This window comes from Streptomonospora alba (assembly GCF_000826685.1).
In the GTDB taxonomy this organism is placed as follows: Bacteria; Actinomycetota; Actinomycetes; order Streptosporangiales; family Streptosporangiaceae; genus Streptomonospora; species Streptomonospora alba.
Genome location: NZ_JROO01000031.1, coordinates 93,889 through 120,887 on the forward strand (window position 1 = coordinate 93,889; position 26,999 = coordinate 120,887).

24 protein-coding genes are annotated in these 26,999 nt (G+C 72.3%); 16 read left to right on the top strand and 8 right to left on the bottom strand.

Annotated features, from left to right (window positions below; translation table 11 throughout):
- Positions 1-114: 114 nt before the first annotated feature.
- The 5 genes from cydC to LP52_RS16475 all read right to left on the bottom strand — a co-directional run bounded on the left by cydC (position 115) and on the right by LP52_RS16475 (position 7,431).
- Positions 115-1,947, bottom strand: coding sequence for a thiol reductant ABC exporter subunit CydC (gene cydC, locus LP52_RS16455; protein WP_040274712.1), 1,833 nt, complete (start codon positions 1,945-1,947; stop codon positions 115-117).
- Complete coding sequence (cydD, locus tag LP52_RS16460; RefSeq protein ID WP_040274713.1) at positions 1,944-3,878, bottom strand: thiol reductant ABC exporter subunit CydD; 1,935 nt, start codon at positions 3,876-3,878, stop codon at positions 1,944-1,946. Before cydD ends, cydC begins: the two co-directional genes overlap by 4 nt.
- A gap of 20 nt (positions 3,879-3,898) precedes the next feature.
- On the bottom strand, positions 3,899-5,023 hold the full coding sequence (gene cydB, locus LP52_RS16465) for a cytochrome d ubiquinol oxidase subunit II (protein WP_052809932.1): 1,125 nt from the start codon (positions 5,021-5,023) through the stop codon (positions 3,899-3,901).
- An 11-nt stretch (positions 5,024-5,034) separates the two neighbouring features.
- Entirely contained in the window at positions 5,035-6,504 is a 1,470-nt protein-coding gene (locus tag LP52_RS16470) for a cytochrome ubiquinol oxidase subunit I (RefSeq protein ID WP_040274715.1), read from the bottom strand.
- A gap of 246 nt (positions 6,505-6,750) precedes the next feature.
- Positions 6,751-7,431 carry a DUF305 domain-containing protein gene (locus tag LP52_RS16475; RefSeq protein ID WP_052809933.1) on the bottom strand — a complete coding sequence of 227 codons (681 nt, stop codon included), beginning with the start codon at positions 7,429-7,431 and terminating at the stop codon, positions 6,751-6,753.
- A gap of 113 nt (positions 7,432-7,544) precedes the next feature.
- On the opposite strand from LP52_RS16475, the gene LP52_RS16480 reads away from it, so the two are divergent.
- Complete coding sequence (locus tag LP52_RS16480; protein ID WP_052809934.1) at positions 7,545-8,243, top strand: DUF3105 domain-containing protein; 699 nt, start codon at positions 7,545-7,547, stop codon at positions 8,241-8,243.
- Between the two features lie 59 nt (positions 8,244-8,302).
- Here the strand turns inward: LP52_RS16480 and LP52_RS16485 are convergent, their stop codons facing one another.
- Positions 8,303-8,758: a DUF3515 domain-containing protein gene (locus tag LP52_RS16485; RefSeq protein ID WP_040274719.1), complete on the bottom strand. Its 456-nt coding sequence runs from the start codon at positions 8,756-8,758 to the stop codon at positions 8,303-8,305.
- Positions 8,759-8,813: 55 nt separating this feature from the next.
- On the bottom strand, positions 8,814-9,047 hold the full coding sequence (locus tag LP52_RS16490; RefSeq protein WP_040274720.1) for an Lrp/AsnC family transcriptional regulator: 234 nt from the start codon (positions 9,045-9,047) through the stop codon (positions 8,814-8,816).
- A 142-nt stretch (positions 9,048-9,189) separates the two neighbouring features.
- On the opposite strand from LP52_RS16490, the gene LP52_RS16495 reads away from it, so the two are divergent.
- Positions 9,190-10,197, top strand: coding sequence for a thiamine-phosphate kinase (locus tag LP52_RS16495; RefSeq protein ID WP_040274722.1), 1,008 nt, complete (start codon positions 9,190-9,192; stop codon positions 10,195-10,197).
- A 264-nt stretch (positions 10,198-10,461) separates the two neighbouring features.
- Positions 10,462-11,130 (top strand): cellulose binding domain-containing protein, encoded by a 669-nt coding sequence (locus LP52_RS16500; RefSeq protein ID WP_040274723.1) that lies wholly within the window; start codon positions 10,462-10,464, stop codon positions 11,128-11,130.
- A gap of 140 nt (positions 11,131-11,270) precedes the next feature.
- Here LP52_RS16500 and rpmB read toward each other — a convergent pair whose 3' ends face one another.
- Entirely contained in the window at positions 11,271-11,456 is a 186-nt protein-coding gene (gene rpmB, locus LP52_RS16505; protein ID WP_040274724.1) for a 50S ribosomal protein L28, read from the bottom strand.
- Between the two features lie 370 nt (positions 11,457-11,826).
- Between rpmB and recG the strand changes: the two genes are divergently transcribed.
- From recG to ftsY, 13 genes are all read left to right on the top strand, one after another.
- Entirely contained in the window at positions 11,827-14,058 is a 2,232-nt protein-coding gene (gene recG, locus LP52_RS16510; protein WP_040274726.1) for an ATP-dependent DNA helicase RecG, read from the top strand.
- Positions 14,059-14,109: 51 nt separating this feature from the next.
- Positions 14,110-14,691, top strand: a complete 582-nt coding sequence (rsmD, locus tag LP52_RS16515; protein WP_040274728.1) for a 16S rRNA (guanine(966)-N(2))-methyltransferase RsmD — start codon at positions 14,110-14,112, stop codon at positions 14,689-14,691.
- Between the two features lie 70 nt (positions 14,692-14,761).
- Positions 14,762-15,250, top strand: a complete 489-nt coding sequence (gene coaD / locus LP52_RS16520; RefSeq protein WP_040274730.1) for a pantetheine-phosphate adenylyltransferase — start codon at positions 14,762-14,764, stop codon at positions 15,248-15,250.
- A 236-nt stretch (positions 15,251-15,486) separates the two neighbouring features.
- Complete coding sequence (locus tag LP52_RS16525) at positions 15,487-16,029, top strand: YceD family protein (RefSeq protein ID WP_238580948.1); 543 nt, start codon at positions 15,487-15,489, stop codon at positions 16,027-16,029.
- A 143-nt stretch (positions 16,030-16,172) separates the two neighbouring features.
- Positions 16,173-16,346 (top strand): 50S ribosomal protein L32, encoded by a 174-nt coding sequence (gene rpmF / locus LP52_RS16530; protein ID WP_040274734.1) that lies wholly within the window; start codon positions 16,173-16,175, stop codon positions 16,344-16,346.
- Positions 16,347-16,643: 297 nt separating this feature from the next.
- A complete protein-coding gene (gene rnc / locus LP52_RS16535) occupies positions 16,644-17,429 on the top strand; it encodes a ribonuclease III (RefSeq protein WP_157036357.1) in 786 nt (261 codons plus the stop codon).
- Between the two features lie 3 nt (positions 17,430-17,432).
- Positions 17,433-18,299: a bifunctional DNA-formamidopyrimidine glycosylase/DNA-(apurinic or apyrimidinic site) lyase gene (gene mutM / locus LP52_RS16540; protein WP_040274735.1), complete on the top strand. Its 867-nt coding sequence runs from the start codon at positions 17,433-17,435 to the stop codon at positions 18,297-18,299.
- 78 nt (positions 18,300-18,377) lie between these two features.
- A complete protein-coding gene (locus LP52_RS16545) occupies positions 18,378-18,635 on the top strand; it encodes an acylphosphatase (RefSeq protein ID WP_040274816.1) in 258 nt (85 codons plus the stop codon).
- Between the two features lie 288 nt (positions 18,636-18,923).
- Entirely contained in the window at positions 18,924-19,115 is a 192-nt protein-coding gene (locus LP52_RS16550; protein WP_040274817.1) for a hypothetical protein, read from the top strand.
- Between the two features lie 538 nt (positions 19,116-19,653).
- Positions 19,654-23,214 carry a chromosome segregation protein SMC gene (gene smc, locus LP52_RS16555; protein WP_040274737.1) on the top strand — a complete coding sequence of 1,187 codons (3,561 nt, stop codon included), beginning with the start codon at positions 19,654-19,656 and terminating at the stop codon, positions 23,212-23,214.
- 385 nt (positions 23,215-23,599) lie between these two features.
- Positions 23,600-24,544 (top strand): ABC transporter substrate-binding protein, encoded by a 945-nt coding sequence (locus LP52_RS16560; RefSeq protein ID WP_040274738.1) that lies wholly within the window; start codon positions 23,600-23,602, stop codon positions 24,542-24,544.
- A gap of 6 nt (positions 24,545-24,550) precedes the next feature.
- The gene (locus LP52_RS16565; RefSeq protein WP_040274740.1) at positions 24,551-25,585 is read left to right on the top strand and encodes a FecCD family ABC transporter permease; all 1,035 of its coding nucleotides are present in this window, start codon (positions 24,551-24,553) and stop codon (positions 25,583-25,585) included.
- Between the two features lie 124 nt (positions 25,586-25,709).
- On the top strand, positions 25,710-26,882 hold the full coding sequence (ftsY, locus tag LP52_RS16570) for a signal recognition particle-docking protein FtsY (RefSeq protein ID WP_040274742.1): 1,173 nt from the start codon (positions 25,710-25,712) through the stop codon (positions 26,880-26,882).
- The last annotated feature ends 117 nt before the right edge of the window (positions 26,883-26,999 follow it).

Genomic DNA, 26,999 nt, shown 5'->3' on the forward strand with positions numbered 1-26,999 from the left:
CGTCGCCGAGCCGACGGACCGTGATTCGCCGCGTCCGGGTCGCATACCCGCACGCCGCGCGTTCAGACCCGCCACGGGGCGGCCGCGGACCGGCCGGGAGCCGAGCCCCTCTGATCAGCTCCGCAGAGCGCGCGCGTACCAGCCGTCCCTTCCCGCCAACTCCTCGTGCGTGCCGTGCTGGAGGACCTCGCCCTCGGCGACCACGTAGATGTCGTCGACCCGCTCAAGTCCGGCCAGATCGTGGGTGATCAGCAGGGTGGAGTACCCCACGGCCGCTGTCAGCAGGTCCGCAGTCACCGCGTCGCGCGTATCGGGGTCGAGGTGCGCCGTCGGCTCGTCCAGGACGAGCACCCGCGGCGCCGCCAGCAGCGCCCGCGCCAGGGCGATCCGCTGGCGCATACCGCCGCTGAGCTTCATCCCGTGCGATCCCACCTCGGTGCCGAGCCCGTCGGGCATCGCCCGGACCTCTCCGGCGAGGCGGGCCCTCTCCAGCGCCTCCCACAGCCGGTCGTCGTCCGAGCCCGGAGCGGCGAGGCGCAGGTTCTCGCGCACCGTGCTCGCGAAGATGTGCGGGTCCTGCGGCACCCCGGTGACCGCGGCGCGGATCTCGTCGGCCGGATAGGCGGTGATGTCGGCGCCGTTCAGCTCCACCGTCCCCGCGTCGGGATCGCGGAACCGCAGCAGCACCGCGGCCAGTGTGCTCTTGCCGGCCCCGCTGGGCCCGACGACCGCGACGGTGCTCCCCGGCGCGACGTCGAGGTCGACGCCCCGCAGCGCCCACGGCTCGTCGGGGCCGTAGCGCACGCGCAAGGAGCGCACCCGCAGACCGCTCGCCGCTGTGCCCCCGGTACCGCCCGCATCGCCCGCGTCGGCGTCGGCGGGCAGACGGCGCTGCGGGTCCGGCGGCGGCGCGATCGAGGGCGGGGCGTCCAGGATGCCGAACAGGCGCTCGCCTCCTGCGCGGATCGCGCCGAGCCGCGCCGCGACGGCGGGCAGCGGGGCCACGACCTCGAAGGCCGCGAGAGCCGTCAGCACCAGTACGGCCAGCGAGACGGCGCTGAGCGATCCGCCCTCCACCGCTGCCACGCCCAGAAGCAGCGTGCCCCAGACGGTCAGGCCGGTGATCAGCGCGGAGGCGCCGGCCCCGAAGCCCAGCACGGCGGCGTCGCGCCGCGCGATGCGGGTCAGGTCGGCGTCGGCGTCGTTCACGCGCTGCACCGCGCGGTCCATGGCGCCGTAGGCCACCAGGTCGGGAGCACCGTAGAGCGTGTCGACCAGGGCCGTGGCCAGTTCGCCCCGGGCGGCCGCCTGGCGCCGCCCTGGACGGCGCCCCAGGGCCGCCGCGATCAGCGGCACGGCGAGCCCCGCAAGCAGCAGCCCCGCACCCAGCAGGAGCCCGCCGGGAACCAGGAGGACGGTGCAGAACACCACTGTCACGCCGCCGGTGAGAACCGCGGCCAGCGGCGGCGTCAGCCCGCGGACCAGCAGGTCCTGGCTCGCGTCGGTGTCGCTGACCAGTCGCGACACCAGGTCGCCGGAGCGGAAGCGGCGCACCGGCTCGGTGCGGGCCAGCCGTTCGTAGACGCGCACGCGCACGTCGGCGAGGGTGCGGAACGCGGCGTCATGGGTGACCAGCCGCTCCAGGTAGCGGGTGACGCCCCGGGAGATGCCCAGCGCTCGCGTGGCGACCACGGCGACGCTCAGCGCCGTGATGGGCGGATGTTCCGCCGCGCGCGCGATGAGCCACGCGGCGACGCTCAGCAGCGCCACCCCCGACCCCGTCGCGAGCGCGCCCAGTACCACGCCGAGCAGGAACCTGGCGCTGCGCGGCCGTGCGAGCGCGATCATCCGCCACAGCGGGTCCCGACCGGGAGCGGCCGGGGCGTCGGGGTCGGTCGTCCGGTCCGACGCCTTCGCCTGCGCCCGGGCCGCGGTCTCGTAGCTCATCGGGCCGCCTCCGTTTCGACGTGTCCGCCGCGCACGGGAACCACCCGGTCGACGGCTTCGGACCAGCGTGTGTCGTGGGCGACCACGATCCCCGTGCGGCCGGCGAGCAGCCGCGTGACGGCGGTACGCAGCGCCGCGGCGTTGTCGGGATCGAGATGAGCCGTGGGTTCGTCCAGCAGCACGATGGGAGCATCGCGCAGGAACGCGCGGGCTACGGCGATGCGCTGCCGCTGCCCGGCGGAGAGGCGGGCGCCGCGCTCGCCGAGCCGCGTCCCGTACCCCTCGGGCAGCGCCCGGATGAATTCGTCGGCCTCGGCGCGCTCGGCAGCCGACCGGACTTCGTCCATACCGGCCTCGGGCGCGCCCAGCCGGATGTTGCCGGCGACGGTGTCGTCGAAGAGGTAGGGCGACTGCGGTACCCACGCGATGCGCCTGCGCCACTCGTCGGCGGGAATGCTCTCCAACGGGATCCACTCGGCCCCGGAGTCCGGCTCGGGCGCACCGCCCTCGGCGTCGCGCACCAGGATGTGGCCCGAAACCGGTTCGGTGAAACGAAGCAGCAGGGAGAGCAGCGAGCTCTTTCCGGACCCGCTCGGTCCGACGAGCAGCACCGAGCGGCCCGGATCGATCGAGAGGTTCACCCGGTCGAGCGCCGGAGTGTCCCGGCCCGGATACACGAGGCGGACGTCCTCCAGCCCGATCCACGCGGCACCGGCGGCTCGGCTGTGCGGACCCCGGGTGTCGCCTTCGGTTTCGCCGGGGTCCGCTCCGCTCGCTCGTCGCCTCTCCAACTGGGTGCTTTCCGGGAGTGTTCGGCTTCTCGCTCGGCTGTGCGGACGCTGCTTTTCGGCGGTGCGGTCGGCATCGTCCGCTCCGCTCGCTCGTCGCCTCTCCAACTCGGTGAACACCTGCTCTGCGGCTGCCACTCCCTCCATGCTGGCGTGGAAGCGGGAACCGACCTCGCGGAGCGGGAGGTAGGCCTCAGGGGCGAGGATCAGCACGAGCAGGGCGGTCTGGTAGTCCAGCACCCCGTACATCAGCCGGATGCCGATCTCCACCGCGACCAGGGCCACCGCAAGCGTCGAGAGCAGCTCCAGCACGAACGCCGACAGGAAGGCCACCCGCAGCGTCGCCATGGTGGTGCGCCGGTGTTCGTCGGTGATCCGCCGGATGATGTCGGCCTGCGCCTTGGCGCGGCGGAAGATCGCGAGCGTGGGCAGCCCGTCCACCACGTCGAGGAAATGGCCGCCCAGCCGGTTCAGCAGCCGCCACTGGCGCTGAGTGCGCGCCTGGGTGTGCCAGCCCACCAGGGCCATGAACAGCGGAATCAGCGGTAGCGTCACTGCGATGACAGCGGCTGAGATCCAGTCCGCGCCCGCTACGACGACGAGAACGGCGGCGGGGACGAGCACCGCCAGCACCAGCTGCGGGAGATACCGGGCGAAGTAATCATCCAGCGCGTCGAGGCCACGTGTGGCAAGCGTGACCAGTTCGCCGGCACGTGGCGTGCCCGTCCCCTCTTCGGAACCGGCCTGCCCTGACAACCAGACCGCTTCCGCCCCCGACGACCCTGCGGGCCGGAGGGAGTCTGCACCGTGCCCGTCCAACTCGGCCGCGCCGCCCGTGCCCGTCACATGGGCCACCAGCCGCCGCCGCAGCTCGGACTTGGCCTTGGCCGCCGAGCGCAGCGCCGCGGTCTCCTGGACATAGGCCATGGCCGCCCGCGCGACCGCCACGGCGGCGACGGCGCTGATCGCCCATCCCAGCTCGGCCGCGCCCATCCCCGCGGCCGCACCGGAGATCACTCGTGCCAGCAGCCAGGCCTGGGCCAGGACGAACGCGGTAACGGCCACGCCGGTGACGACGGTGACGGCCAGGTGCACGCGGACGGCGCGCGCCGTCCGCACCAGGCGGGGATCGAGCGGCTTCATCGGCCGGTCCTTCCGTGTCGTCAGTCGCCGGCCGGGCGGGGCGCCGGGGCCGGCCGCACGACGCCGGGGCCCGCGTCCGCTGGTGCGGTCGGCGCCTGCACGCCGTCGCCGCCCTCCGTGCTGACCGGTTCAGCGTCACCATAGGCGGGTGCAGGCTCGATCTGCTCCCGGCTCACCCGCTTGCGGAACACCCAGTAGCTCCAGGCCTGGTAGGCCACCACGATCGGCAGGAACACCACCGCCACCCACGTGATCACCGTGAGGGCGTAGGCGGCCGAAGAGGCGTTGTCCACGGTCAGGTCGAAGGCGGGGTCGGTGGTCGAGGGCAGCACAGCCGGGTACAGCGACCCGAAGAGAAGGACGGTCGCCGCGCCGATGGCGGCCATCGTCGCGGTGAACGACCATCCTTCGCGCCCGGCCGCGGCCAGTCGCGCGCCCGCCGCCAGCGCCGCCGCGGCCACCGCCGCGACGGGCAGTGTCCACCCGGCGCCGTACTCGTACTGGGTCCAGCCCAGGAACAGGACGCCCGCCGGAACCGCGACCACCGACGCGCGCGTCGCGGCGGTGCGGGCGCGCGCCCGCACCGGACCGGAGGTCTTGAGGGTCAGGAAGACCGCTCCGTGCAGCGTGAACAGGGTCAGCGTGGTCAGCCCGCCCAACAGTGCGTAGGGATTGAGCAGGTCCACCAGGCCTCCGGTGACGATGCCGTCGGCGTCCATCGGCACACCGCGCACGATGTTGCCGAAGACCACGCCCCACAGCACCGCGGGTACCGTGCTGCCGAAGACGATCGCCCGGTCCCACCAGGCGCGCCACCGGTCGGTGTCGCCCTTGCCCCGGTACTCGAAGGCGACTCCGCGCACGATCAGCGCCAGCAGGATGAGCAGCAGCGGCAGGTAGAAGCCGCTGAACGTCGAGGCGTACCAGGCGGGGAACGCGGCGAACATCGCCCCGGCCGCGGTGATCAGCCAGACCTCGTTGCCGTCCCAGATCGGGCCGATCGCGTTGATCATGACGCGCCGGTCGGTGTCGTCTCTGCCGATGAAGGGGAGCAGGACGCCCACGCCGAAGTCGAAGCCCTCCAGGACGAAGTAGCCGGTCCACAGGACGGCGATGGCGATGAACCAGATGTCGGGCAGTTCCATGGTCGTCGCTCCTAGTAGACGAAGGCCGGAACGGGGGCGTCGGAGTCCGGTTCGTCCTCGTCCTCCCGGTCGGGCACCACGTGGGAAGGGCCGGCCTTGATGTAGCGCCACAGCAGCGAGCCCTCGACCACGGCCAGCACGCCGTAGACCAGCGTGAACATGGTCAGCGAGAACGCGACCTGGCCGAGGCTGACGCCGGGGGAGACGCTGGCGGCGGTGAGCAGTTCGCCGTGCACGGTCCAGGGCTGGCGGCCCATCTCGGTGAGGACCCAGCCCAGGATGTTGGCGGCCAGGGCCGCGGGCAGCGCGAGGACGGCCGCTGAGTAGAACCAGCCGCTGCGGGGCAGCCGGCGCCTGCGGGTCAGCCACAGGCCCACAGCCGAGACGGCGACGGCGGCCAGGCCCAGCCCGATCATCAGGCGGAACGACCAGTACAGGACGAAGACGTTGGGGATGTAGTCGCCCTGCCCGTAGAGCTCCTCGTAGTCCTGCTGGAGGTCGTTCATGCCCTGCACGGTGCCGTCGACGGTGCCGGTGGCCAGGAAGCTCAGCACGTGCGGCACGTCGACGTCGATGACGTTGAGCCGTTCGTCGGTGTCGCCCACGGCGAAGGTCGAGAAGGGCGCGCCCTCCTCGGTCTCCCAGTGGGCCTCGGCCGCGGCCAGCTTCATCGGCTCGTAGGCGGCGGCCAGTTTGGCCTGGTGGTCGCCGGAGTAGACGGCCAGCACGCCGGCGGCCAGAGTGACGACCATGCCCGCCCGCAGCGTCGTGCGGAACAGTTCCCGTTCGCGCCCGGCCCGGCCGCCGGCAGCGGGCGCCTCGGCCTCCGCGCCGTTCCCGGCGCGCGCCGGCCGGGAGCTCCAGAGCTTGTAGGCGCTGACCGCGGCGACGAACATTCCGGCGGTGATGAAGGCCGCCGAGACCACGTGCAGGTAGGTCGACCAGGCCTGGGTGTTGCTCAGCACCGCCCAGATGTCGGCGAGCTGTGCCCGGCCGGTCTCGGGATCGCGGGTGAAGCCCACCGGGTGCCGCATCCAGGCGTTGGCCGCGAGGATGAAGTAGGCCGAGAGGTTCGTGCCGATGGCCGCGGCCCAGATGCAGGCCAGGTGGACGCCGCGCGGCAGCCGGTCCCAGCCGAAGATCCACAGGCCGATGAAGGTGGACTCCAGGAAGAAGGCCAGCAGCGCCTCCATGGCCAGCGGAGCGCCGAATACGTCGCCGACGAAGCGGGAGTACTCGCTCCAGTTCATCCCGAACTGGAATTCCTGCACGATGCCGGTCACCACGCCCATGGCGAAGTTGATCAGGAAGAGCTTGCCGAAGAACTTCGTGGCCCGCAGGTAGCGGTACTTGCCGGTGCGGTACCAGGCGGTCTGCAGCGAGGCGACGATCACCGAGAGGCCGATCGTCAGCGGCACGAACAGGAAGTGGTAGACGGTCGTGATGCCGAACTGCCACCGTGCGAGATCGAGAGCCTCCATGCCCGCCTCTCTCAGCGTCCTTGGATAGACGGCTCGTAGTACTACGAACCGTAGTTCTACAAACTGTAGTTCTACACGGCGTCGTAGTCGACCGGCGGGGGAGAGGCGCACATCACCGGAGGACGGGCAGGCGCGGACGAGCCGCGGCCTCGGCGGCGGGTGATCCGCCGGTGCGAAGGCCCGTGATCAGGAGTCGCCCGGGAACGCCGCCGGGCTGTTCCCGGGGCTGCCGTGGCGTAGTCCCGTCTACTCGGGCTCGGCGCCGCGGTCGCGCAGCATCCGCTCCATCAGGTCGATCTCGCTCTGCTGCGCCTCGGACATCCCCTCGGCGAAATCGGCCACCAGCGACTCGCTGCTCAGGTCGGCGCCGGCGTCGGCCATCTCGATTCCGCCCTCGTGATGGTGGATCATCAGCTGCAGGAAGAGGATCTCCGCCTTCTCGCCCTCGGCTTCGCGGAGCTTCTCCATCTCGGCTTCCGAGGCCATGCCGGCCATCCGCCCTGTCGCGTCGCCGCCCGAGCCCTGGCCGCCGCCGTGCCCGCCGTGGCCCTCCATCCATGCCATGGCCGGCTGGGCGCCGCGTGCCGGGAGGTCCCACTGCACCAGCCAGCCCTGCATCCGTCCGATCTGCTCCTGCTGGGTGCGCAGGATGTCGGTGGCCAGGGTCCGCAGCACCCGGTCGTCGGCCTCCTCCAGCACGATCAGCGACATGTCCACCGCCTGGGAGTGGTGCACGCTCATATCGCGCAGGAACCCGGCCTCGGGCGAGTTGTCGATCGGATGGGCGGGGCGCCCGACCAGGTAGCCGCCCAGCAGTGCGACGACGACCAGCGGAACCGCGATCAGCAGCGGAACCGTCCGCCGTCGCCGAGTCGGCCCGGCCTCTTCGCTTCCGGCCGGGGTGTGGTCGTCCACCGTCTGTGTCATATGCTCTTCCCCACCCATGGGAACCATTCTGGCGGTACGCGCGTTCGGAATGGCGCACCGTGCTTTGAGCGTAACGGTGCATGACGCGTGACGACCCATCCTGGAGAGGCACAGTGGCCAAGAACGCAGCCGAACGCCGCCGCAAGGCCGAAGAGCGCCGCCGAGAGCGCGAACGCGCGGAGCGCCGCTCCCGGATCCTGCGTGTGACCGCGTTCGCGGGCGCCGGGGTGCTGTTCGCCGGGATGGTGGGCTTCGGCATCTGGGTCGCCTACGACCGGGGTGTCGGCGGCGGCAGCGGCAGCGCAGAGGCGTCCGAGATCGAGAACCTGAAGACCTACGACGGACTGACCAACCAGCACGTCCCTCAGCCCGTCGACTACGAGATGACCCCGCCCGCGGGCGGCGACCACCACGCCGTCTGGCAGAACTGCGGCGTATACGACGCCCCGCTGTCGAGTGTGAACGCGGTCCACTCCCTGGAGCACGGCGCGGTCTGGATCACCTACGATCCGGACCTGGCCGAGGACAAGGTCGAGGAACTGAACTCCCTGTACAGCCAGGGCAGCTACATCATCGTCAGCCCCTACGACGAGCAGGAGATGCCGGCGCCGATCGTGGCCAGCGCCTGGGGGAACCAGATCGAGGTGAAGTCGCCCGGCGACGAGCGGCTCTCCCAGTTCCTGCGCTCCTTCGAGCGCAGTCCCAACGTCCCCGAGCCCGGCGCGGCCTGCACCCAGGGCCTCGACCTCACCGCGCAGGAGCTGCAGGAGGCCGGCGGCCTTGAGGCGCTCGGCCAGGGCATGCAGCGCTGACCAGGCCCGTCCGCGCCCGGGGCCGCCGGTCCCGGGCGCCGGTCGGCGCCGGGACCGCCTCAGAGCTCGCCGGAGGGCAGTTTCGGGATCTCCCGGGCGATCAGGCCGCTGATCTCCACCAGGCCTTGCGCCGGTGCCCCGTACGAGGGCGGGACGACCATCTCGACGTAGGCTTCGCGGCCCACCGCGGTGTACACCTCCGGCTCCTCGGGCAGCCAGGCGATGTCGTCCACCACCATCAGTTCGGAGCCGGGCCGCAGCTCCGCGGGGCGCTCCACGCCGCAGCGGAGCGCGATCGGGGGGTCGCCCCACGCCGCCGCATAGGGGGTCTGGGGCCGGACCTCGACCCGCTCCTGATCGAACAACCGCTCAGGGACCCGGTCCACCAGGGCCCGGCACATGTCCTGGGCCGCCGCATCCGGCGAGGGCGCCGGCACCTCGACCGCCTGCGCCGAGCAGCCCGCGAGCACGCTCACGGCGCCGAGCGCGGCCAGACCCGCTGCGCCACGTCGCACTGTCCCCGCCCTTCGGACCTTCGATCCGCCCCGGTGAACCCTCGCCCGGCCGCCGTCAGATGTTGACGATCGGGCAGGTGAGCGTGCGGGCGATGCCGTCGAGCCGCTGTATTCGCGCCACGACCATGCGCCCCAGCGCGTCGACGTCCTCGGCCTGCGCGCGCACGATCACATCGTAGGGCCCGGTGACGTCCTCGGCCTGGGTGACCCCGTCGATGGCCAAGATCTCGCGCGCGACGTCGGCCGCCCGTCCCGCTTCGGTCTGGACCAACACGTACGCCTGCACCATGGAACCTCCATCTGCTCGTTTTCGCCCGGCCGTGCCGATCCCCGCCGGTCGGTCCCGCGCTGCCGTTCCCGTGCCGTCGTGCACGTGTGGGGCCGCAGGGTCTAGACCACTGGCGCCGAGGCGTCACCGTACCCTGAGAGCTGTGTGGAGCACCATTGGGCAACTGGGCGAATTCGGCCTGATCGAGCGCGTGACGGCGAGATTCCCGGGAACGGACGACGTAATCCTCGGTCCCGGCGACGATGCCGCGATCGTCAGCGCGCCCGACGGGCGGGTGGTGGCGACGACCGACGTGCTGGTGGAGACCAGGCATTTCCGCCGCGAGTGGTCCTCGGCCGAGGACGTCGGGCGCAAGGCCGCCGCCCAGAACATCGCCGACATCGCCGCCATGGGCGCCCGCCCCACGGCCCTGCTGGTCGGATTCGCCGCGCCGCCGGACGTGCCGGTGTCCTGGGCCGAGGAACTCGCCGAAGGCCTGCGCGCCGAATGCGCCTTCGCCGGGGCCGCCGTGGTCGGCGGGGACACGGTCTCGGCCGGCGAGATCACCCTGGCGATCACCGCGCTGGGCGATCTGGAAGGGCGGAGCGCCGTACGCCGCGACGGCGCGCTGCCGGGCGACGTCGTCGCCGTCGCCGGCTCCCTGGGGCTGTCCTCGGCCGGGTTCGCGCTGCTGGAGGCCGGGGTGCACGGCGCGGCGGACGCCGGCTCGGACGAGGCCGACCCCGGTTGGCTGCGTTGCCTCGGCGAGCACCGCAGGCCGCGCCCGCCCTATGCCGACGGCCCCGGGGCCGCGCGCCTGGGCGCCCGCGCGATGCTCGACGTCAGCGACGGCCTGGTGCAGGATCTGGGGCACGTCGCTCAGGCCGGCACCGTTGTGATCGACCTGGACTCCGCGGCCTTCGTGCCCGAGCCCGAGCTGAGCGAGGCGGTCGTGCTGCTGCACGAACTGGGGCGCACCGGCCGCGGCGCCCTGGAGCACATGCTCTTCGGCGGCGAGGACCACGCCCTGGCGGCCGCCTTTCCGCCTGAGGCCGAACTGCCGCCGCAGTGGCGCGTGATCGGCACCGTGTCCGCACCCGGCGCGGACGGTCCCCGGGTCGCCGTCGACGGCGCCTCCGTGAGCGCGCGAGGCTGGGAGCATTTCCGCTGACGGGGGCAGGCCTTCGCCCACCGCGTCGGTGACGGACGGCGGTATTGCGATGCGGGCGCGGAGAACCGTGCGCATACCGAAACCGGCGAACCATGTCTCCGGCCGCCCCCTCGACGTTAAGATGTCGGTTTTGAACGCCGATTCACGCTAAGCTCTGCCTGTTTCTTCAGTCTGCACCGGAACGGGGTCACCGTGCGGCCACGTGGGAGGGACGACCGGTCCCAGGCGGGATCGCCGGCACCGCGGCAGGACATATCCGAGCGCATGCGGGCCGGACGCGACGATCCGCTTGAGCGGCCGCAGCGCGGCCTGCACCGCTCCGAACCCGTGGACAAGTCCCGTCTGGCCGCCGTCGGCTACTTCCTGGGCAGCACCGTTCCCAAGCGCGTCCAGCCGCCCCGCGTGCTCAACGTGCTGCTGATCTCCGGCGTCACGCTGGCGCTCACGCTCTTCGGCTACAGCACGACCCAGATCTACCTGCGCTTCAGCGAACCGCCCACCGCACAGGAAGCCGGCCCCACCGCCCCCGATACGAGCGAGCGCCTCGCCCCCAGCAGCGGGCCCGCGACCGAGGAGAGCGGCAAGGCGTCCGCGGAGATGGTCAGCGTGGTCTCCTACGAGGCGGTGGCGTCCTCGGGCAGCGGGTTCACCGGCGAGGTCACCGTCACCAACACCGGCTCGGCCCTGCTCAAGGACTGGGAACTCGCGCTGGAGTTCGCCGACGCGAGGGTCACCTCGGTGGCCGACGCCGAGTGGCGGGCCACCGAGAACGGCGTCGTCGCCAGCGAGCCCGCACGTGCCGACGGCCTGGAGCCCGGCGACTCGGTGACGCTCAGCTTCACCGCCGAAGGGCGCACGCAGAACCCCGTCGCCTGTTCACTCAACGGCAGCCCGTGCGACTGGGGCGCAGCGGATTCGGCGGCGCAGGACTGAGACCCCCGGGTGCGGGGGCCGGATCGACCGGGTACGGAGCGGGCGCCGTAGACACGCGCCCGCCGGGCGCACGCCGAAAAGCGCCACGACCCGAAGCCGTGGCGCTCATGGACGCCGTGGATCGCGGAAGTGTTCCGCGGTCAGCGATCGACCTTGCCGGCCTTGATGCAGGAAGTGCACACGTGCATGCGCTTGGGCGTACCGCCCACGCGGGTGCGCACGGTCTGGATGTTGGGGTTCCAGCGGCGGCGGGTGCGGCGGTGCGAGTGGGAAACACTGTTACCGAACCCTGGTCCCTTGCCGCAGACGTCGCAGACGGAAGCCACGGTAACTCCATTCAAGCGCTCGGATCCGCACGCGCTGAGGCGGTGAGGACAACCCGAGAGAGGTCTGATGAGCAGGCTGGCGCGGCGCGCCAACCGTCGGAGCGTACACGACGACCTGCAGCGACTTCCAATCGCGGAAGAAGCCCAGGACGCGGATGCACACGCGGGAATGCGGTCCGCCGGAGAGTCCGGCCCCCGACCGGAAGTCCGGCGCCGACGCCGCGCGTCCGCAGACCACTATACCGGCTCCGCTCGACCCGAAGGACCGTGCCGGAGCGCGTGCGCACCCGTCCGCGTCGGTACCGGGGTGTAGAAACGCTCTAACGTGTCCGCACGGGCGAACCGCCATCGGGGAGAACGGAGATCCCGAGTGATCAGCTGGGACGAGCCGCTGCGCACGCCCCTCGGCGCCAAGACCGCGAAGAAGCTGGCCGACGAGCTCGGCCTGCGCACCGTGGGCGACCTGCTGCGCTACTACCCCCGCCGCTACGCCACCCGCGGCGAGCTCACCGACCTGTCCTCGCTGGCCGAAGGCGAGCATGTCACCGTCGTCGCCGAGGTGTACTCGGTGCACAAGCGCGACCTGCGCCGGGGGCCGGGCGGCAAACCGCGCAGCCTGCTGGAAGCCGTGATCACCGACGGCACCGGCCGTCTCACGCTCGCCTTCTTCGCCAAGGTCGGCTACCACCAGCGCGAGCTGATCACCGGAAGGCGCGGCATGTTCGCCGGCCGGGTCTCCACCTACCGCGGCAAGAAGCAGCTGGCCCATCCGGTCTACGAGATGCTGCCCGACGACTCGGCCGCCGACGAGCGCGCCCGCGAGTTCGCCGAGCGCCCCATCCCGATCTACCCGGCGACCAAGGACCTGCCCTCGATGACCGTCGCCCGGTGCGTCGGCCCGGTGCTGGACCAGGTCCGGGAGGCGGGGCTGCCCGACCCGCTGCCCTCGGACCTGCGCACCCGCCACCGCCTGCTCGACCTGCCCGAGGCGCTGGAGCGCATTCACCGCCCCGCCGAGTCCGACGACGTCCCCCGCGCCCGCCTCCGCCTGAAGTGGGACGAGGCCTTCGTGCTCCAGGTCGCCCTCGCCCGGCGCCGCCGCGAGGCCGCCGACGTCGCCGCCCTCCCGCGGCCCGGGCGTTCGGGCGGGCTGCTCCAGGCGTTCGACGCGGCGCTGCCCTTCGAGCTCACCGAGGGCCAGCGCGAGGTCGGTGCCGCTGTCGCCGAGGGCCTCGCCTCCACCCACCCCATGCACCGGCTGCTGCAGGGCGACGTCGGTGCCGGAAAGACGCTGGTGGCGCTGCGGGCCATGCTGCAGGTCGTCGACTCCGGAGGGCAGGCCGCCCTGCTCGCCCCCACCGAAGTGCTGGCCCAGCAGCACCACCGCTCCATCACCCGGATGCTCGGCCCTCTGGCCCGAGCGGGCCAGATCGACGGCGCAGAGAACGCGACGAAGGTCGCCCTGCTCACCGGGTCCCAGGGCACCGCCGTCCGCCGCCGGGCCCTGCTGGAGGCCGCGTCGGGCGACGCGGGGATCGTCGTAGGCACCCACGCGCTGCTGCAGGAGCACGTCTCCTTCGCCGACCTCGGGTTCATCGTCGTCGACGAGCAGCACCGCTTCGGTGTCGAGCAGCGCGACGCCCTGCGCGGGAAGTCGGCCGAGGGGCGCCCGCACGTGCTCGTGATGACCGCCACACCCATTCCGCGCACCGTGGCCATGACCGTCTACGGCGACCTCGACGTCGTGGCGCTGACCGAGCTGCCCTCCGGCCGCGCGGGGGTGTCCACGCACGTGGTGCCGGCGGCGGAGAAGCCGCGCTTCCTGGAGCGTGCTTGGGAACGCGTCCGGGAGGAGGCCGCGCAGCAGCGCCAGGTCTATGTCGTGTGCCCGCGCATCGGCGACGGCGACGGGCCCGCGGGCGAGGAGGCGGCCGCTGCCGAGAACGGGGCCTCCGGGACCGAGGCCGCCGGTGAGGAGGGTGCGCGGCGCCCGCCGCTGGCGGTGACCGAAGTCGCAGCCGAGCTGGCCGCGGGCCCGCTCGCCGGGTTGCGCGTGGAGGCGCTGCACGGGCGCCTCGCGCCCGAGGAGAAGGACGCCGCGATGCGCCGCTTCGCCGAGGGGCGGATCGACGTGCTGGTGGCCACCACCGTGATCGAGGTGGGAGTGGATGTGCCCACCGCGACGGCCATGGTGATCATGGACGCCGACCGCTTCGGCGTCTCCCAGCTGCACCAGTTGCGCGGCCGCGTGGGCCGCGGCGGCCTGCCCGGACTGTGCCTGCTGGTCACCGAGGCCGAGGCGGGCTCGCCGGCGCGCGAGCGGCTGGATGCGGTGGCCGCCACCACCGACGGCTTCGAGCTGTCCCGCGTCGACCTGGAGCAGCGCCGCGAGGGCGACGTGCTGGGGGGCGCCCAGTCCGGGCGGCGTTCGTCGCTGCGCATGCTCACCCTGCTGCGCGACGAGGAGCTGATCGGCCGGGCCCGCGAGGAGGCCGCCCGCTACGTCGACGAGGACCCCGAGCTGGCGGGCCACCCGCCGCTGGCCGAGGCGTTGGAGGCGCTGCTGGCCGAAGACCGCGCGGAGTACCTGGAGAAGACCTGAGCCCGGTACGTCCCGGACGCGCACCGCCTCCGCCGCGCTACCGTGACCGGCATGAGCCGCATCATCGCCGGCGCCGCCCGCGGCCGCCGCATCGCCGTCCCCGGCGGCCGCAACACCAGGCCCACGAGCGATCGGGCCCGTGAGGCGCTGTTCGCCTCGGCGCTGTCGGACCTGGGGACCTTCGACGGGCTTCGGGTGCTCGACCTCTACGCGGGCTCGGGTGCGATCGGGCTGGAGGCGCTCTCGCGCGGCGCCGACCACGCGCTGCTGGTGGAGTACGACCGCAAGGCGGTCGCCGCCCTGCGGTCGAACGTCGCCGCAGTGGGGCTGCCCGGCGCGCGCGTGGCCGCCGGGCGGGTGCGCCGGGTACTGCAGGAGGGACCGCGCGACGGCGCCTACGACCTCGCGGTGGCCGACCCGCCCTATGCGCTGGACGACGGCGAGATCACGACGGTGTTGGAGGAACTGCGCGACGGGGAATGGTTGCGGCCGGGAGCGCTGGTGGTGGTGGAGCGCGCCAGCCGCGGCGGCGACCTGGACTGGCCCGAGGGGTACACGCCCGACCGGGTCCGCCGATACGGCGAGGCCTCGCTTTGGTACGGTCGCGCAGCAAGCCGTCCCGATCAGCGCTGAGCACCGCGGTCTGCGTCTCGCGAAGGGCCGTTCGCGCCGGCATCCCGTGTTCGTCGAGAGGAACGATCCAGTGCGTCGCGTCGTCTGCCCCGGATCCTTCGATCCGGTCACCAACGGACACATCGACATCATCGGGCGTGCCGCGCGGCAGTACGACGAGGTGGTGACGGCGGTGCTGACCAACGTCAACAAGCGCGGCCTGTTCAGCGTCGACGAAAAGGTCGAGATGCTGCGCGAGTGCACCGCGGATGTGGGCAACGTGACCATCTCGCAGTTCAGCGGGCTGCTGGTGGACTTCTGCCGCGACAACGGCATCGGCGCGATCATCCGCAGCCTGCGCTCGGTCAGCGACTTCGACTACGAGCTGCAGATCGCTCAGATGAACTATCGTCTGTCGGGTGTGGAGACGCTGTTCATGACGGCCAACCCGCAGTACTCCTTCCTCAGCTCCAGCCTCGTGCGCGAGATCGCCCAGTACGGCGGCGACGTCAGCAGCCTGGTCACCCCCTACGTCGAGCAGCGGCTGCGCGACAAGTACAAGAGCCGCGAGTCCTCCTGAGCGTTCACTGCTCCGGTGCCGCGACGGATTTGGGCAGGGTCTGCGGGCGTAGCTATACTGGCTGATCGGCTACGCCTTCGTTCCGGGCGTGGTCGTTCTTCCTTGTTCACGGTTGTCCAAGGAGCTCCGAAGTTGTCCGAGAGGTCGTTGCGACGACCGCCGACCCGCCGCGTCCCAGCGCGGATGCTGCTGAAAGCGCGATCACTCTGTCTCGTCTAGACGCCCGAGCCCCTCTGGTGGTCGACACCCGGCCGCTGGGGCGCCAGCCCGGCTCCATGCGGACCGTCCAGCGGTCCGTGCCCGCACCCGCGCAGCTCGCGACCGCGATGGCGCGCGTGCCCGAAGGCACGCCGATCGAGCTCGACCTGCGGCTTGAGGCCGTGATGGAGGGCGTTCTCGTCACGGGCGGCGCCGAGGTGGTGTTCGAGGCAGAGTGCTCCCGGTGCCTGGATCCGATCCAGGAGACCGTCGAGGCGCCGTTCCAGGAGCTGTTCCGCTACCCCGGCGAGGACCGACTCGGCCCCGAGGACACGGACACCGAAGACGAGGAAGAGGATTACTATCTAGAGGGCGAACTCCTCGACCTCGAACAGGTGGTGCGCAACGCCGTCGTGCTCGCGCTGCCGCTGTCGCCGCTGTGCCGGGAGGACTGTCCCGGGCTGTGCGTCCAATGCGGGGTGAAACTCGCGGAGGCCGGGCCCGAGCACGGTCACGGCGAGGGCATCGACCCTCGCTGGGAGGCGTTGCGGAACCTCGGTGAGGAGTTCGGCGACCGTTGACGAGCCCTGCTCCGCGGAGCGCCTCGCTTTCGCCTCCGGGCGGAGGCGAACCGCCGGAGCACCGCGGCGCACCCCGTGTACGCGGGGCGCGCCCTTGCCAATAACGCTCCCGCGACCGCGCGGGATGACCCAGGAGGATTGACGTGGCTGTCCCGAAGCGGAAGATGTCGCGGAGCAACACGCGCAAGCGCCGTTCCCAGTGGAAGGCCTCGCGCCCGGTGCTGGTCACCTGCCCGCGCTGCCGCGATCCCAAGCTCCCGCACACCGCGTGCCCCACGTGCGGCACCTACAACAACCGCCAGGTCCTCGACGTCTGAGTTCCTCGGCCGGCTACGAGCCGAATCCGCGGGAGCGGACTCGGGCCGCGGCGCGGAGACCAGCGCGTCCCCGTCAATGCCCGGCCCGGGTCCCGCCCCGGTTCCGGTGATCCGCGACAATCGAAGACGACCGCGCCGGTTCGGGCATATCCCGAGGCCGTGGTGGCCGCCGGGCAGGGGCGCCGCCCCTCCGCGACGTTCACCTCGCCCTCGAGCGTCCCTGATCGGCTTAGTCGAGCGCAGCCGCGCGAGTGACAGCGCGCCTGGGCCAGCGAGGATCAGGAGTGTGAACGTCGAGTGGCCACACAACTCAACGCGGCCGAGGCCCGCGAGATCTACCGTGCGATCGGCGTCGAACTCGACGCCAAAGTGCTGGCGCGGGCGCTGACACACCGCTCCTACGCCTACGAGAAGGGCGGCCTGCCCACCAACGAGCGCCTGGAGTTCCTGGGCGACTCCGTGCTGGGGCTGATCGTCACCGACACGCTCTTCCGAGAGCACCCCGACCTGCCCGAGGGCCAGCTCGCCAAGCTGCGGGCGGCAGTGGTCAACATGCGGGCGCTGGCCGACGTCGCCCGCGAGCTGGGCGTCGGCGAGTACATCCGGCTGGGCCGCGGCGAGGAGGGCACCGGGGGGCGCGACAAGTCCTCCATACTCGCCGACACCCTGGAGGCCGTCATCGGCGCGGTCTATCTCGACCGCGGGCTCGGCGTCGCCTCCGACTTCGTGCACCGGCTGTTCGATCCGCTCATCGCCACCGCCTCGGGCCTGGGCGCGGGGCTGGACTGGAAGACCTCCCTGCAGGAACTCACCGCCTCCGAGATGCTCGGAGTCCCCGAGTACCACGTCGAGGAGAGCGGCCCCGACCACCAGAAGACCTTCCGCGCCACCGTGCGCGTGGCCGGCGAGGACTACGGCTTGGGCGAGGGCCGCAGCAAGAAGGAAGCCGAGCAGCAGGCGGCCGAGTCGGCCTGGAAGGGCATCCGCGCCTCCTCCGCCGCGGCGCGCGCCGCGAGGGGCGACCCCGTGGGCCCGGCCGACCCCGCCGACCCGGGCCCCGTCGAGGCCTCCGACGAGGACTGAGGCGTGCCCGAACTGCCCGAGGTCGAGGTCGTCCGCGCCGGCCTGGAGCACTGGGTGCGCGGCCGCACCGTCGACGCGGTGGCGGTGCTGCACCCCCGCTCGGTCCGGCGCCACGCCGCCGGCGCCGAGGACTTCTCGATGCGGCTCGAAAAGCGCACCATCACCGGCACACGCCGCCGCGGCAAGTACCTGTGGCTGGAGCTGGACTCCGGCGACGCGCTGCTGGCCCACCTGGGAATGAGCGGACAGCTGCTGGTGCAGCCGCCCGACAGGGACGCCGAGCGCCATCAGCGGGTGCGCATCGGTCTGGGCCCCGCGGAACGCGAGGTGCGCTTCGTCGACCAGCGCACTTTCGGACACCTCATGATCGACCCGCTGATCGACGACGCCCGGGGGACCTCGACCGGGGTCCCCTCGGTGATCGGCCATATCGCGCCGGACCCCCTCGACCCCGCGTTCGACGACGAGGCGTTCAGCGCACTGCTGCGGCGCAAGCGCACCGAGGTCAAGCGCGCGCTGCTGGATCAATCCGCGATCAGCGGGGTAGGCAACATCTACGCGGACGAGGCGCTGTGGCGTGCACGGCTGCACTGGGCGCGCCCCACGGCGAACCTGCGCCGTCCGCAGATCAGCGGCTTGCTGGAGCACGTGCGCGACGTGCTGCGCGAGGCGCTGGCCGCGGGCGGCACCTCGTTCGACAGCCTGTACGTGAACGTCAACGGCGAAAGCGGGTACTTCGAGCGCGGCCTGAAGGCCTACGGGCGGCACGGGTCGCCCTGCGAGCGCTGCGGGACACCGATCCGGCGCGAGGCCTTCATGAACCGCTCGTCCTACAGCTGCCCGCGCTGCCAGCGCGCGCCGCGCCGCTGAACGCGGGCCCGCACGCCGCACACGCGAAACAGGGAGGACAGGCCCGTGGAAGGCGAGCAGGACTCCGAGGCACGGCTGATGGCGTGGGTGCGCGGCCGCGTGCAGGGGGTCGGATTCCGCTGGTGGGTGCGTTCCCGCGCGCTGGAACTGGGGCTGACCGGCGCTGCGACCAACCTCGACGACGGAAGGGTCGAGGTGGTGGCCGAAGGCCCAAGCGAGCACTGCCGACAGCTCCTTGCCCTGCTGCGCGGCGGCGAGACCCCCGGGGAGGTGGCGGGGGTTGTCGAGAGATGGGAGAATTCCCGGGGTACCTTCTCCGGGTTCACCGAGCGGTGAGTATCCTTGGGAGACGCGACGCGGTTCGCGGGCACCCGTCCTGACGCCGGCAACGGCCGACTGGATCCGCGCACGGGGGTGTCCGATTCGGATCGTGCGTTGCGACCTGCCTGATTACAGCGCGTAACTAACTGTTTCGTACAACCTTGACCAGCAACGCCCATGGTGAGACTCTGGAAAGCGGACCGCGCGCCTTTCCTGCCCGGGGGCAGCCGAGCATCACTGGCGCTCCCGAGGCTCATATGGGCGTGAATCGAATCTGGTCACTCAGTGTGGAGGACCCACATCATGGCGAAGGCTCTGTTTGGCCACGTCGGAGGTCCTGACCCTCAGATGGTTCAGGAGATGCGGCGGCTGCAGAAACGAGTAAGTGACCTCGAAGACGAGATCAGTCGGCTTCAGGCGCGAAACGACCAGCTCTCCGCGGCTGTGACCGAAGTCACTGCCCCTGCGACCGACCGCGAGCCCGCGCTCGCCTGAAGTCCCGCGGGAAACGCAACGCGAAAAGGGGCGCCACAGCTTTCACCGGCGTCCCTTAGCGGGGCACAGGGGGAGCGCATCCCCCTCGATCCGACGAAGGAATCCGTTCACGACGCGCTTTCCCCGGCTCTACCCGGGAGCGCCGTCGTCCAATCCCGGCGGACGCGCGTATCGGCCTCTGCCGGCCGAGAACGCCGATCGGCCGCCACCGCTTCGGAAGGTGACGCTTCGCGTCTCCTGCCTGTCGGTCGCCCGACACCACCCCGAACGGTGACGCACAGCGTCGCCTGAAGCGCCGAACGGTCACCCGCCGGCGTCTCGCAGGCGGCGCACCGCGTCGCCCGTCGGCCGCGCCAGGCCCACCCGCGCGCCCCGCCGCCCCAGGCGGCACGGGGGCGCCCTCGGGTGGGCGGTGTGGCCGATCACGGCGCCGACATCAGAGTGGTTGCGCAGACGCGGACCCCCTGTTCATGGCACTCTTGATCCCCGGGCCGCGCGCACGCGGCATGCGGACACCGGCGTAAGGGGGGCCAGTGGCGTGTATCTGAAGAGCCTCACGCTGCGCGGCTTCAAATCCTTCGCCTCGGCGACCACCCTGCGGTTCGAACCCGGGATCACCACGGTCGTCGGCCCCAACGGCTCCGGCAAGTCCAACGTCGTCGACGCCCTGGCCTGGGTCATGGGCGAACAGGGCGCCAAATCGCTGCGCGGCGGCAAGATGGACGACGTCATCTTCGCGGGCACATCCTCCCGCGCCGCGCTGGGCCGCGCCGAGGTCAGCCTCACCGTCGACAACCACGACGGAGCACTGCCCATCGACTACTCCGAGGTCACCATCAAGCGGACCATGTTCCGCAACGGCGGCTCGGAGTACTCACTCAACGGCGACACCTGCCGGCTGCTGGACATCCAGGAGCTGCTCAGCGACTCCGGCATCGGCAGGGAGATGCACGTCATCGTCGGCCAGGGCCAGCTGGACACGGTCCTGCACGCCGGGCCCGAGGAGCGCCGCGCGCTCATCGAGGAGGCCGCCGGCATCCTCAAGCACCGCAAGCGCAAGGAGAAGGCGCTGCGCAAGCTCGACGCGATGCAGGGCAACCTCGACCGCGTGACCGACCTCACCTCCGAGCTTCGCCGCCAGCTCAAACCGCTGGGCAAGCAGGCCGAGCTGGCCCGCAAGGCCGCCGTCATCCAGGCCGATCTGCGCGACGCCCGGCTGCGCCTGCTCGCCGACGACATCGTCACCCTGCGCGAGGCGCTGGAGAAGGAGGAGGCCGACGAGGCCGCCGTGCGCAGCCGCCGCGAGGCCGCCGAGAAATCGCTGGCCGACGCCCAAGCGCGCGAGACCGCGCTGGACACCGCGGCGGGCGAGGCGGCGCCCGTGGTGGTCCGCCTCCAGGACACCTACCACGGTCTGTCCCGGCTCAAGGAGCGCCTCAGCGCCGTGGCCTCGCTGGCCGCCGAGCGCCACCGCAACCTCGCCGCCGAGCCCGAGGAGGAGCGTTCCGGGCGCGACCCCGAGGAGTTGGAGCGCGAAGCCGAGGAGGCCCGCGCGCAGGAGGAGGAGCTGCAGTACCGGCTCGACGACGCCCGCGAGAATCTCCAGAGCGCCGTCGCCGAACGGACCGCAGCTGAGGAGGCGCTCAAGGCCGAGGAGGAGCGCATCGCGGCCGCCACCCGCGCCGCCGCCGATCGCCGCGAAGGCCTGGCCAAGCTCCGCGGCCGGGTGGATGCGCTGCGCAGCAGGCTGGCCGCGAGCGAGGCCGAGGTCGAGCGCCTCGACACCGCCGCCGTAGAGGCCCGCGAGCGCGCCGAGGCGGCCCGGGCCGAGTACGAGCGCGCCCAGGCCGAGTCCGCCGGGCTCGACGAGGGCGACGCCGAACTCGACACCGAGCAGGAGTCGGCCAAGCAGCGCCTGGACGCGATGGACGCCCGGCTCAACGAGCTGCGCGAAACCGAGCGCACCGCCGAGCGCGAGCGCGCCGCGCTCGCCGCCCGCAAGGAGGCCCTGGAAACGGGCCTCACCCGCAAGGACGGTGCCGCTGCGCTGCTGGCGGCCCAGGAGCGCCTGCCCGGCCTCACGGGTTCTGTGGCCACCCTGATCGAGGTCGAGTCCGGCCACGAGACCGCGGTCGCCGCCGCCTTCGGGGCCGCCGCCGAGGCCGTGGCCGCCGAGGACGCGGACGCCGCGCGGGCTGCCGTCGAGCTGCTCAAGAGCGAGGACGCCGGGCGAGCGAGCGTGGTGGTGGCCGGCGCCGACCCCGGCACCGCGCCGCGCGCGCACTGGCCCGGGCTGCCCCGAGGGCTGCGCTACGCCGCCGACGCCGTGACCGCGCCCGAGCGCTTGAGCACGGCGGTCAGCGCGCTGCTGGAGCGCGTGGTGCTGGTCTCCGACGCCGACCAGGCCCGCGAGCTGCTGTCGGCGCAGCCGGGCGTGCGCGCCGTCACCGCCGACGGCGACCTCTACAGCACCGGCCTGGTGCAGGGCGGCTCGGCCACCGCCCCCAGCCTGCTGGAGGCGCAGGCGGCGGTGGACGAGGCGGCCGAGCAGCTGGACACGGCCACCGCCGCGGCCGAGGAAGCGGCCGAGCGGCTGGCCGCCGCCACGAGCGAGCGCACCGAGCTCGCCGCCACCCTGGAAGAGGTCACCGCCCGGCGCCGGGCCGCCGACAAGCAGCGCAACGACACGGCCCAGCAGCTGGGCAAGCTCGGTGGGCAGGCCCGCGCGGCCGACGCCGAGGTCGAGCGCTACACGTCTGCCGCGGCCAAGGCCGCCACCGCCCGGCAGAGCGATCTGGACGACCTCGCGGCCTTGGAGGAGCGGCTGGCCGAGGCCGAGGCCCACCCCGCCGACGAGGACGAGCCCGGCACCGAGCACCGCGACGCGCTCGCCGAGCGCGCCAGCACCGCCCGTGCCACCGAGACCGAGGCCCGACTCGCCGTGCGGACCGCCGAGGAGCGGGTGCGTTCGATCTCCGGACGCGCCGACGGGCTGCTGCGCTCGGCCGAGGCCGAGCGCGACGCCCGCCGCAAGGCCGCCGAGCGGCGCGCCCGCCGGCGCAGCCAGTCGCGTGTCGCCGAGTCCGTCGCCGAGGCGGCGAGCCTCGCGTTGGAGCGCATCGAGGCCTCCCTGGCCGACGCCGACGCCCAGCGCAAGCAGGCAGAGGAGGAGCGGGCCGCCAGGGAGGCCGAGCTCAAGACGGTCCGCGCCCGGGTGCGCGAGCTGTCGGTGGAGCTGGAGAAGCTCGTCAACACCGTCCACGGCAGCGAGGTCGCCCGCGCCGAGCGCAAGCTGCGCCTGGAGCAGCTGGAGACCAAGGCCGTGGAGGAGATGGGCGTGGAGGTCTCCGTGCTCATCGAGGAGTACGGCCCCCGCGTCCCGGTCCCGCCGCCCGCCGACGCCAAGGAGGACGAGGCGGTGGCCGTACCCTACGTGCGCGAGGTCCAGGAGAAGCGCGCCCGCTCCGCCGAGAAGCAGCTCAACCAGCTCGGCAAGATCAACCCGCTGGCGCTGGAGGAGTACGCCGCGCTGGAGGAGCGCCACGCCTTCCTCAACGCCCAGTTGGAGGACCTGAAGAAGACCAAGCGGGACCTGCTGGACGTGGTCGAGCAGGTCGACGCGCGGGTGCAGGAGGTGTTCTCGGGCGCCTTCGCCGACGTCGAGCGGGAGTTCGCGAAGATCTTCGGCCGGTTGTTCCCCGGCGGCGAGGGCAAGCTCGTGCTGAGCGAGCCCGGCGACTTGCTCGCCACCGGCGTCGAGGTCGAGGCACGCCCGCCGGGCAAGAAGGTCAAGAGGCTGTCGCTGCTCTCGGGCGGCGAGCGCTCGCTGACGGCGGTGGCCTTCCTCGCCGCGATCTTCAAAGCCCGGCCGTCGCCCTTCTACGTCATGGACGAGGTCGAGGCCGCGCTCGACGACACGAACCTGCAGCGGCTGCTGGTGATCTTCGACGAGCTGCGGGAGTCCTCCCAGCTCATCGTCATCACCCACCAGAAGCGCACCATGGAGGCGGCCGACGCCCTCTACGGCGTGACCATGCAGAACGACGGCATCTCCCAGGTCATCAGCCAGAAACTGGACCGCGCCGCCCCGGGGCCGTGACGCTTGTCTCCGTCGGCCGTGCAGCGACCGGGAGCGGCGGGGGTGCCGCAACGGCATCCGCGGAATCACGGCTGTGCCGTATCCGCGCAGCTCAAACCCCCGCAATCCCCCGCCCTCGGACGCGCCGGGCGAAGCGGTTAAAGTGGACACGGTGCTCTGCGGTGCGAATCCGCAGGGCAACGGCATCGTGCGAGCGAAGTCCGGTGCGGGACCGCTGGTCCCGCGAATCCGGCGCTGCCCCGCAACTGTGAGACCCGCCCCGGCGGGCGAGCCAGGTCGCCTCCCCGATGCCGCGGCCGATTGTCCTCGCGGGAGGGCGGACCGCACCGCGCAGCGCGCGGGCTCCGCCTCTCTGCCGCGCCCATCGAGACCCAGAAGGAGCCCCGTGCCAAGCGCACGCCGTCTGCCCGCTGCACTGCTGCTGGCAGCACTCACGCTCTCCGCCTGCGGCGGCACGCAGAACTCCGGCCAGGACCAGGAGACCTCCGGCCAGGACGCCGGCTTCCCCGTGACCGTGGAGGACCCCTCCGGCGAGGTCACCATCGAATCCGCGCCGAAGCGCATCGTCTCCCTGTCGCCCACCGCCACCGAGATGCTGTTCGCGGTCGGTGCCGGAGACGAGGTCGTCGCCGCCGACGAGCACTCCGACCACCCCGAAGAGGCGCCGACCACCGACCTGTCCGGATTCACCCCCAGCATCGAGGCGATCAGCGAGTACGATCCCGACCTGGTCGTGCTGGCCCGCGACGCCGAGGACGCCGCCAAGCAGCTGCGCAAGGTGGACGTCCCCGTGCTGCTGATCCCCGCCGCCACGACCCTGGGCGACGCCTACGACCAGATGCGCATGCTGGGCGAGGCCACCGGCAACCCCGACCAGGGGGCCGAGGTCGCCGACCAGGTGAAGAGCGATGTCGACGCGATCGTGGAGGAGACCGCCGACGAGGTCGGCGACGCCGATCTCAGCGTTTACCACGAGTTGGACGAGGCCATGTACTCGGCCACCTCCGACACCTTCATCGGCCAGGTCTACGACCGCTTCGGGCTGGAGAACATCGCCGACTCCGCTGAAGACGCCTCCGGCGGTTACCCGCAGGTGTCCGCGGAGTACGTCGTCGACCGGAACCCCGACCTGATCTTCCTCGCCTACGGCGGGAAGAACGTGGTCGAGTCCGTACGCGAGCGCCCCGCGTTCGACGGTGTCGCCGCCGTCGAGAACGACGGCGTCGTCAAGCTGGACGCCGACGCCTCCTCGCGCTGGGGACCGCGCGTGGTCGACCTGGCCGAGAGCGTCTCCGATGCCGTCACCGCCGCCGCTGCCCAGGAGGGGTAGCGCGGCGTGCGGAAGAAGCAGGCGGCCTGGCTCTGGCCGCCGCTGGGACTGGCGCTGCTCGCCGTGTGCGGGCTCGTGGGCGTGGCCGCCGGCGCCGCGGACATCGGTCCCGCCGACATCGCCGCCGCGCTGCTGGGGCACCTGCCCTTCGTCCCCCTGTCCTCGCCGCTGAGCGGACTCCAGGAGGCCGTACTCGTCGAACTGCGCCTGCCCCGCGTTGTGCTGGGCGCGCTGGTCGGCGGGTTGCTGGCCAGTTCCGGAGCCGCCTACCAGGGTGTCTTCCGCAACCCGCTGGCCGACCCCTACCTGCTGGGGGCGGCCGGCGGCGCGGGACTGGGGGCCACCCTCGTTCTGGCGTTCGGCACCCAGGTGCTGGACTCGCCGCAGGCGGTGGTTCCGGTGGCGGCCTTCGCCGGCGCACTGGTGGGCGTGGGCGCGGCCTACGGGCTGGGCACCGTCGCGGGCGGCAGCGGCACGACGACCCTGGTGCTGGCCGGAGTGGCGGTGTCGTCGTTCCTCTCGGCTGCCCAGAACCTGGTGCAGATGCTGCGCACCGAGGAGCTGCGCCGCATCTACGCCTGGATGATGGGCGGCCTGGGCAACGGCGGCTGGGACGACGTGGCGATGATCGCGCCCTACGCCGCTCTCAGCGTGGTGGTGCTGATGGGCTGCGGATACCTGCTCGACCTGCTCGCACTGGGGGACGAGAAGGCCCTCAGCCTCGGGCTGAACGCCACCGGCGCGCGGTTGCTGGTGATCTCCGCGGCGTCGCTGGCCACCGCGGCCGCGGTGTCGGTCAGCGGCCTGATCGGTTTCGTGGGGATCGTGGTTCCCCACATCGTGCGGCGCCTGGTGGGTACCGGATACCGGATGATCCTGCCCATGTCGCTGCTGAGCGGCGCCGCGTTCCTGGTGTTGGTCGACGTCGCCGCCCGGACCGTGATCTCGCCCGCGGAGCTTCCGCTGGGCGTGGTGACCGCGTTCGTCGGTGCTCCGTTCTTCGTGTTCATCCTGCGGACGACACGCAGCAGAGGGACCTGAGACACCGGCGCGTGATCTGATCCGAAGGCGTGATCTGGGAGACTGGACGCCTTGTGGCTCCTCCCCGGTCCGAGGCTCGAGCGCGGCATCGGCTTCCAGGGTGCACGCACACGCTAGGAGACTGATGGACTACACGATCTTCGCCGTAATCATCTTCGTCGTCGCCCTGCTGGTCGTCGGCGGCGCTTTTCTGATCCGGCCGCGGCGCTCCGGGGCCCCGCCGGAGCCTCCGGCCGAAGAGCGTGGAGAGGGTGCCGCGGGCACGACGACGGCGGAGCCCGACGAGGAGTCCGCGCAACACGAGCGCGCAGCCGGGACCGCGGTGGCCGAACCGGGGGCCCCGGCGGCAGCGGAGATCGAGACCCCGCCGCCCTCGGCGGGACGGCTCGTGCGCCTGCGCGCCCGCCTCGCGCGCTCGCAGAACGTCTTCGGCCAGAGCCTGCTGGGCCTGCTGTCGGCGGACCGGCTCGACGAGTCGGCCTGGGAGGAGATCGAGGACACCCTGATCACGGCCGATGTGGGGGTCACCTCGGCCGCCCAGATCGTCGAGAACCTGCGGACCAAGGTCAAGGTCCTGGGCAGCCGCACCCCCGATGAGGTGCGCGACCTGCTGCGCTCCGAGCTGCTCGCCCAGATCGGCACCGACCAGGACCGCACCGTGCACACGGAGCCGCACGCGGGCGGGCCCGCGGTGGTCATGGTGGTGGGCGTCAACGGAACCGGCAAGACCACCACCGCCGGCAAGCTCGCCCGAGTGCTGGTGGGCGACGGCCGCAGCGTGGTGCTGGGCGCTGCCGACACCTTCCGCGCCGCGGCGGCCGACCAGCTGGAGACCTGGGGTTCGCGCGTGGGCGCGCCGGTGGTGCGCAGGGACGAGGGCGCCGACCCCGCGAGCGTGGCCTTCGAGGCCGTCACGCGCGGTATGGACGACCACGCAGACACGGTCATCGTCGACACCGCCGGGCGGCTGCACACCAAGACGGGGCTGATGGACGAGCTCGGCAAGGTCAAGCGGGTCGTCGAGAAGAAGACCAGCGTGGACGACGTGCTGCTGGTGCTGGACGCCACCACCGGCCAGAACGGACTGCGCCAGGCGCGCGTGTTCGCCGAGGCCGTCAACATCTCCGGCATCGTGCTCACCAAGCTCGACGGCACCGCCAAGGGCGGAATCGTCATCCAGGTCCAGCGGGAGCTGGGGGTGCCGGTCAAGCTCGTGGGTCTGGGGGAGGGCCCCGACGACCTGGCGCCCTTCGACCACGAGGCGTTCGTCGACGCCATCCTCGAAGGCGGGGAGTAGCCCGCGGACCGGCCCGGCCGACCGGAGGCCGCCCCTCAGCCGCCCCGCGCATCAGCGTTGATCTTGTACCTACGGGCACATGTGATCGCTCACAGTGACCGTAGGTACAAGATCAAC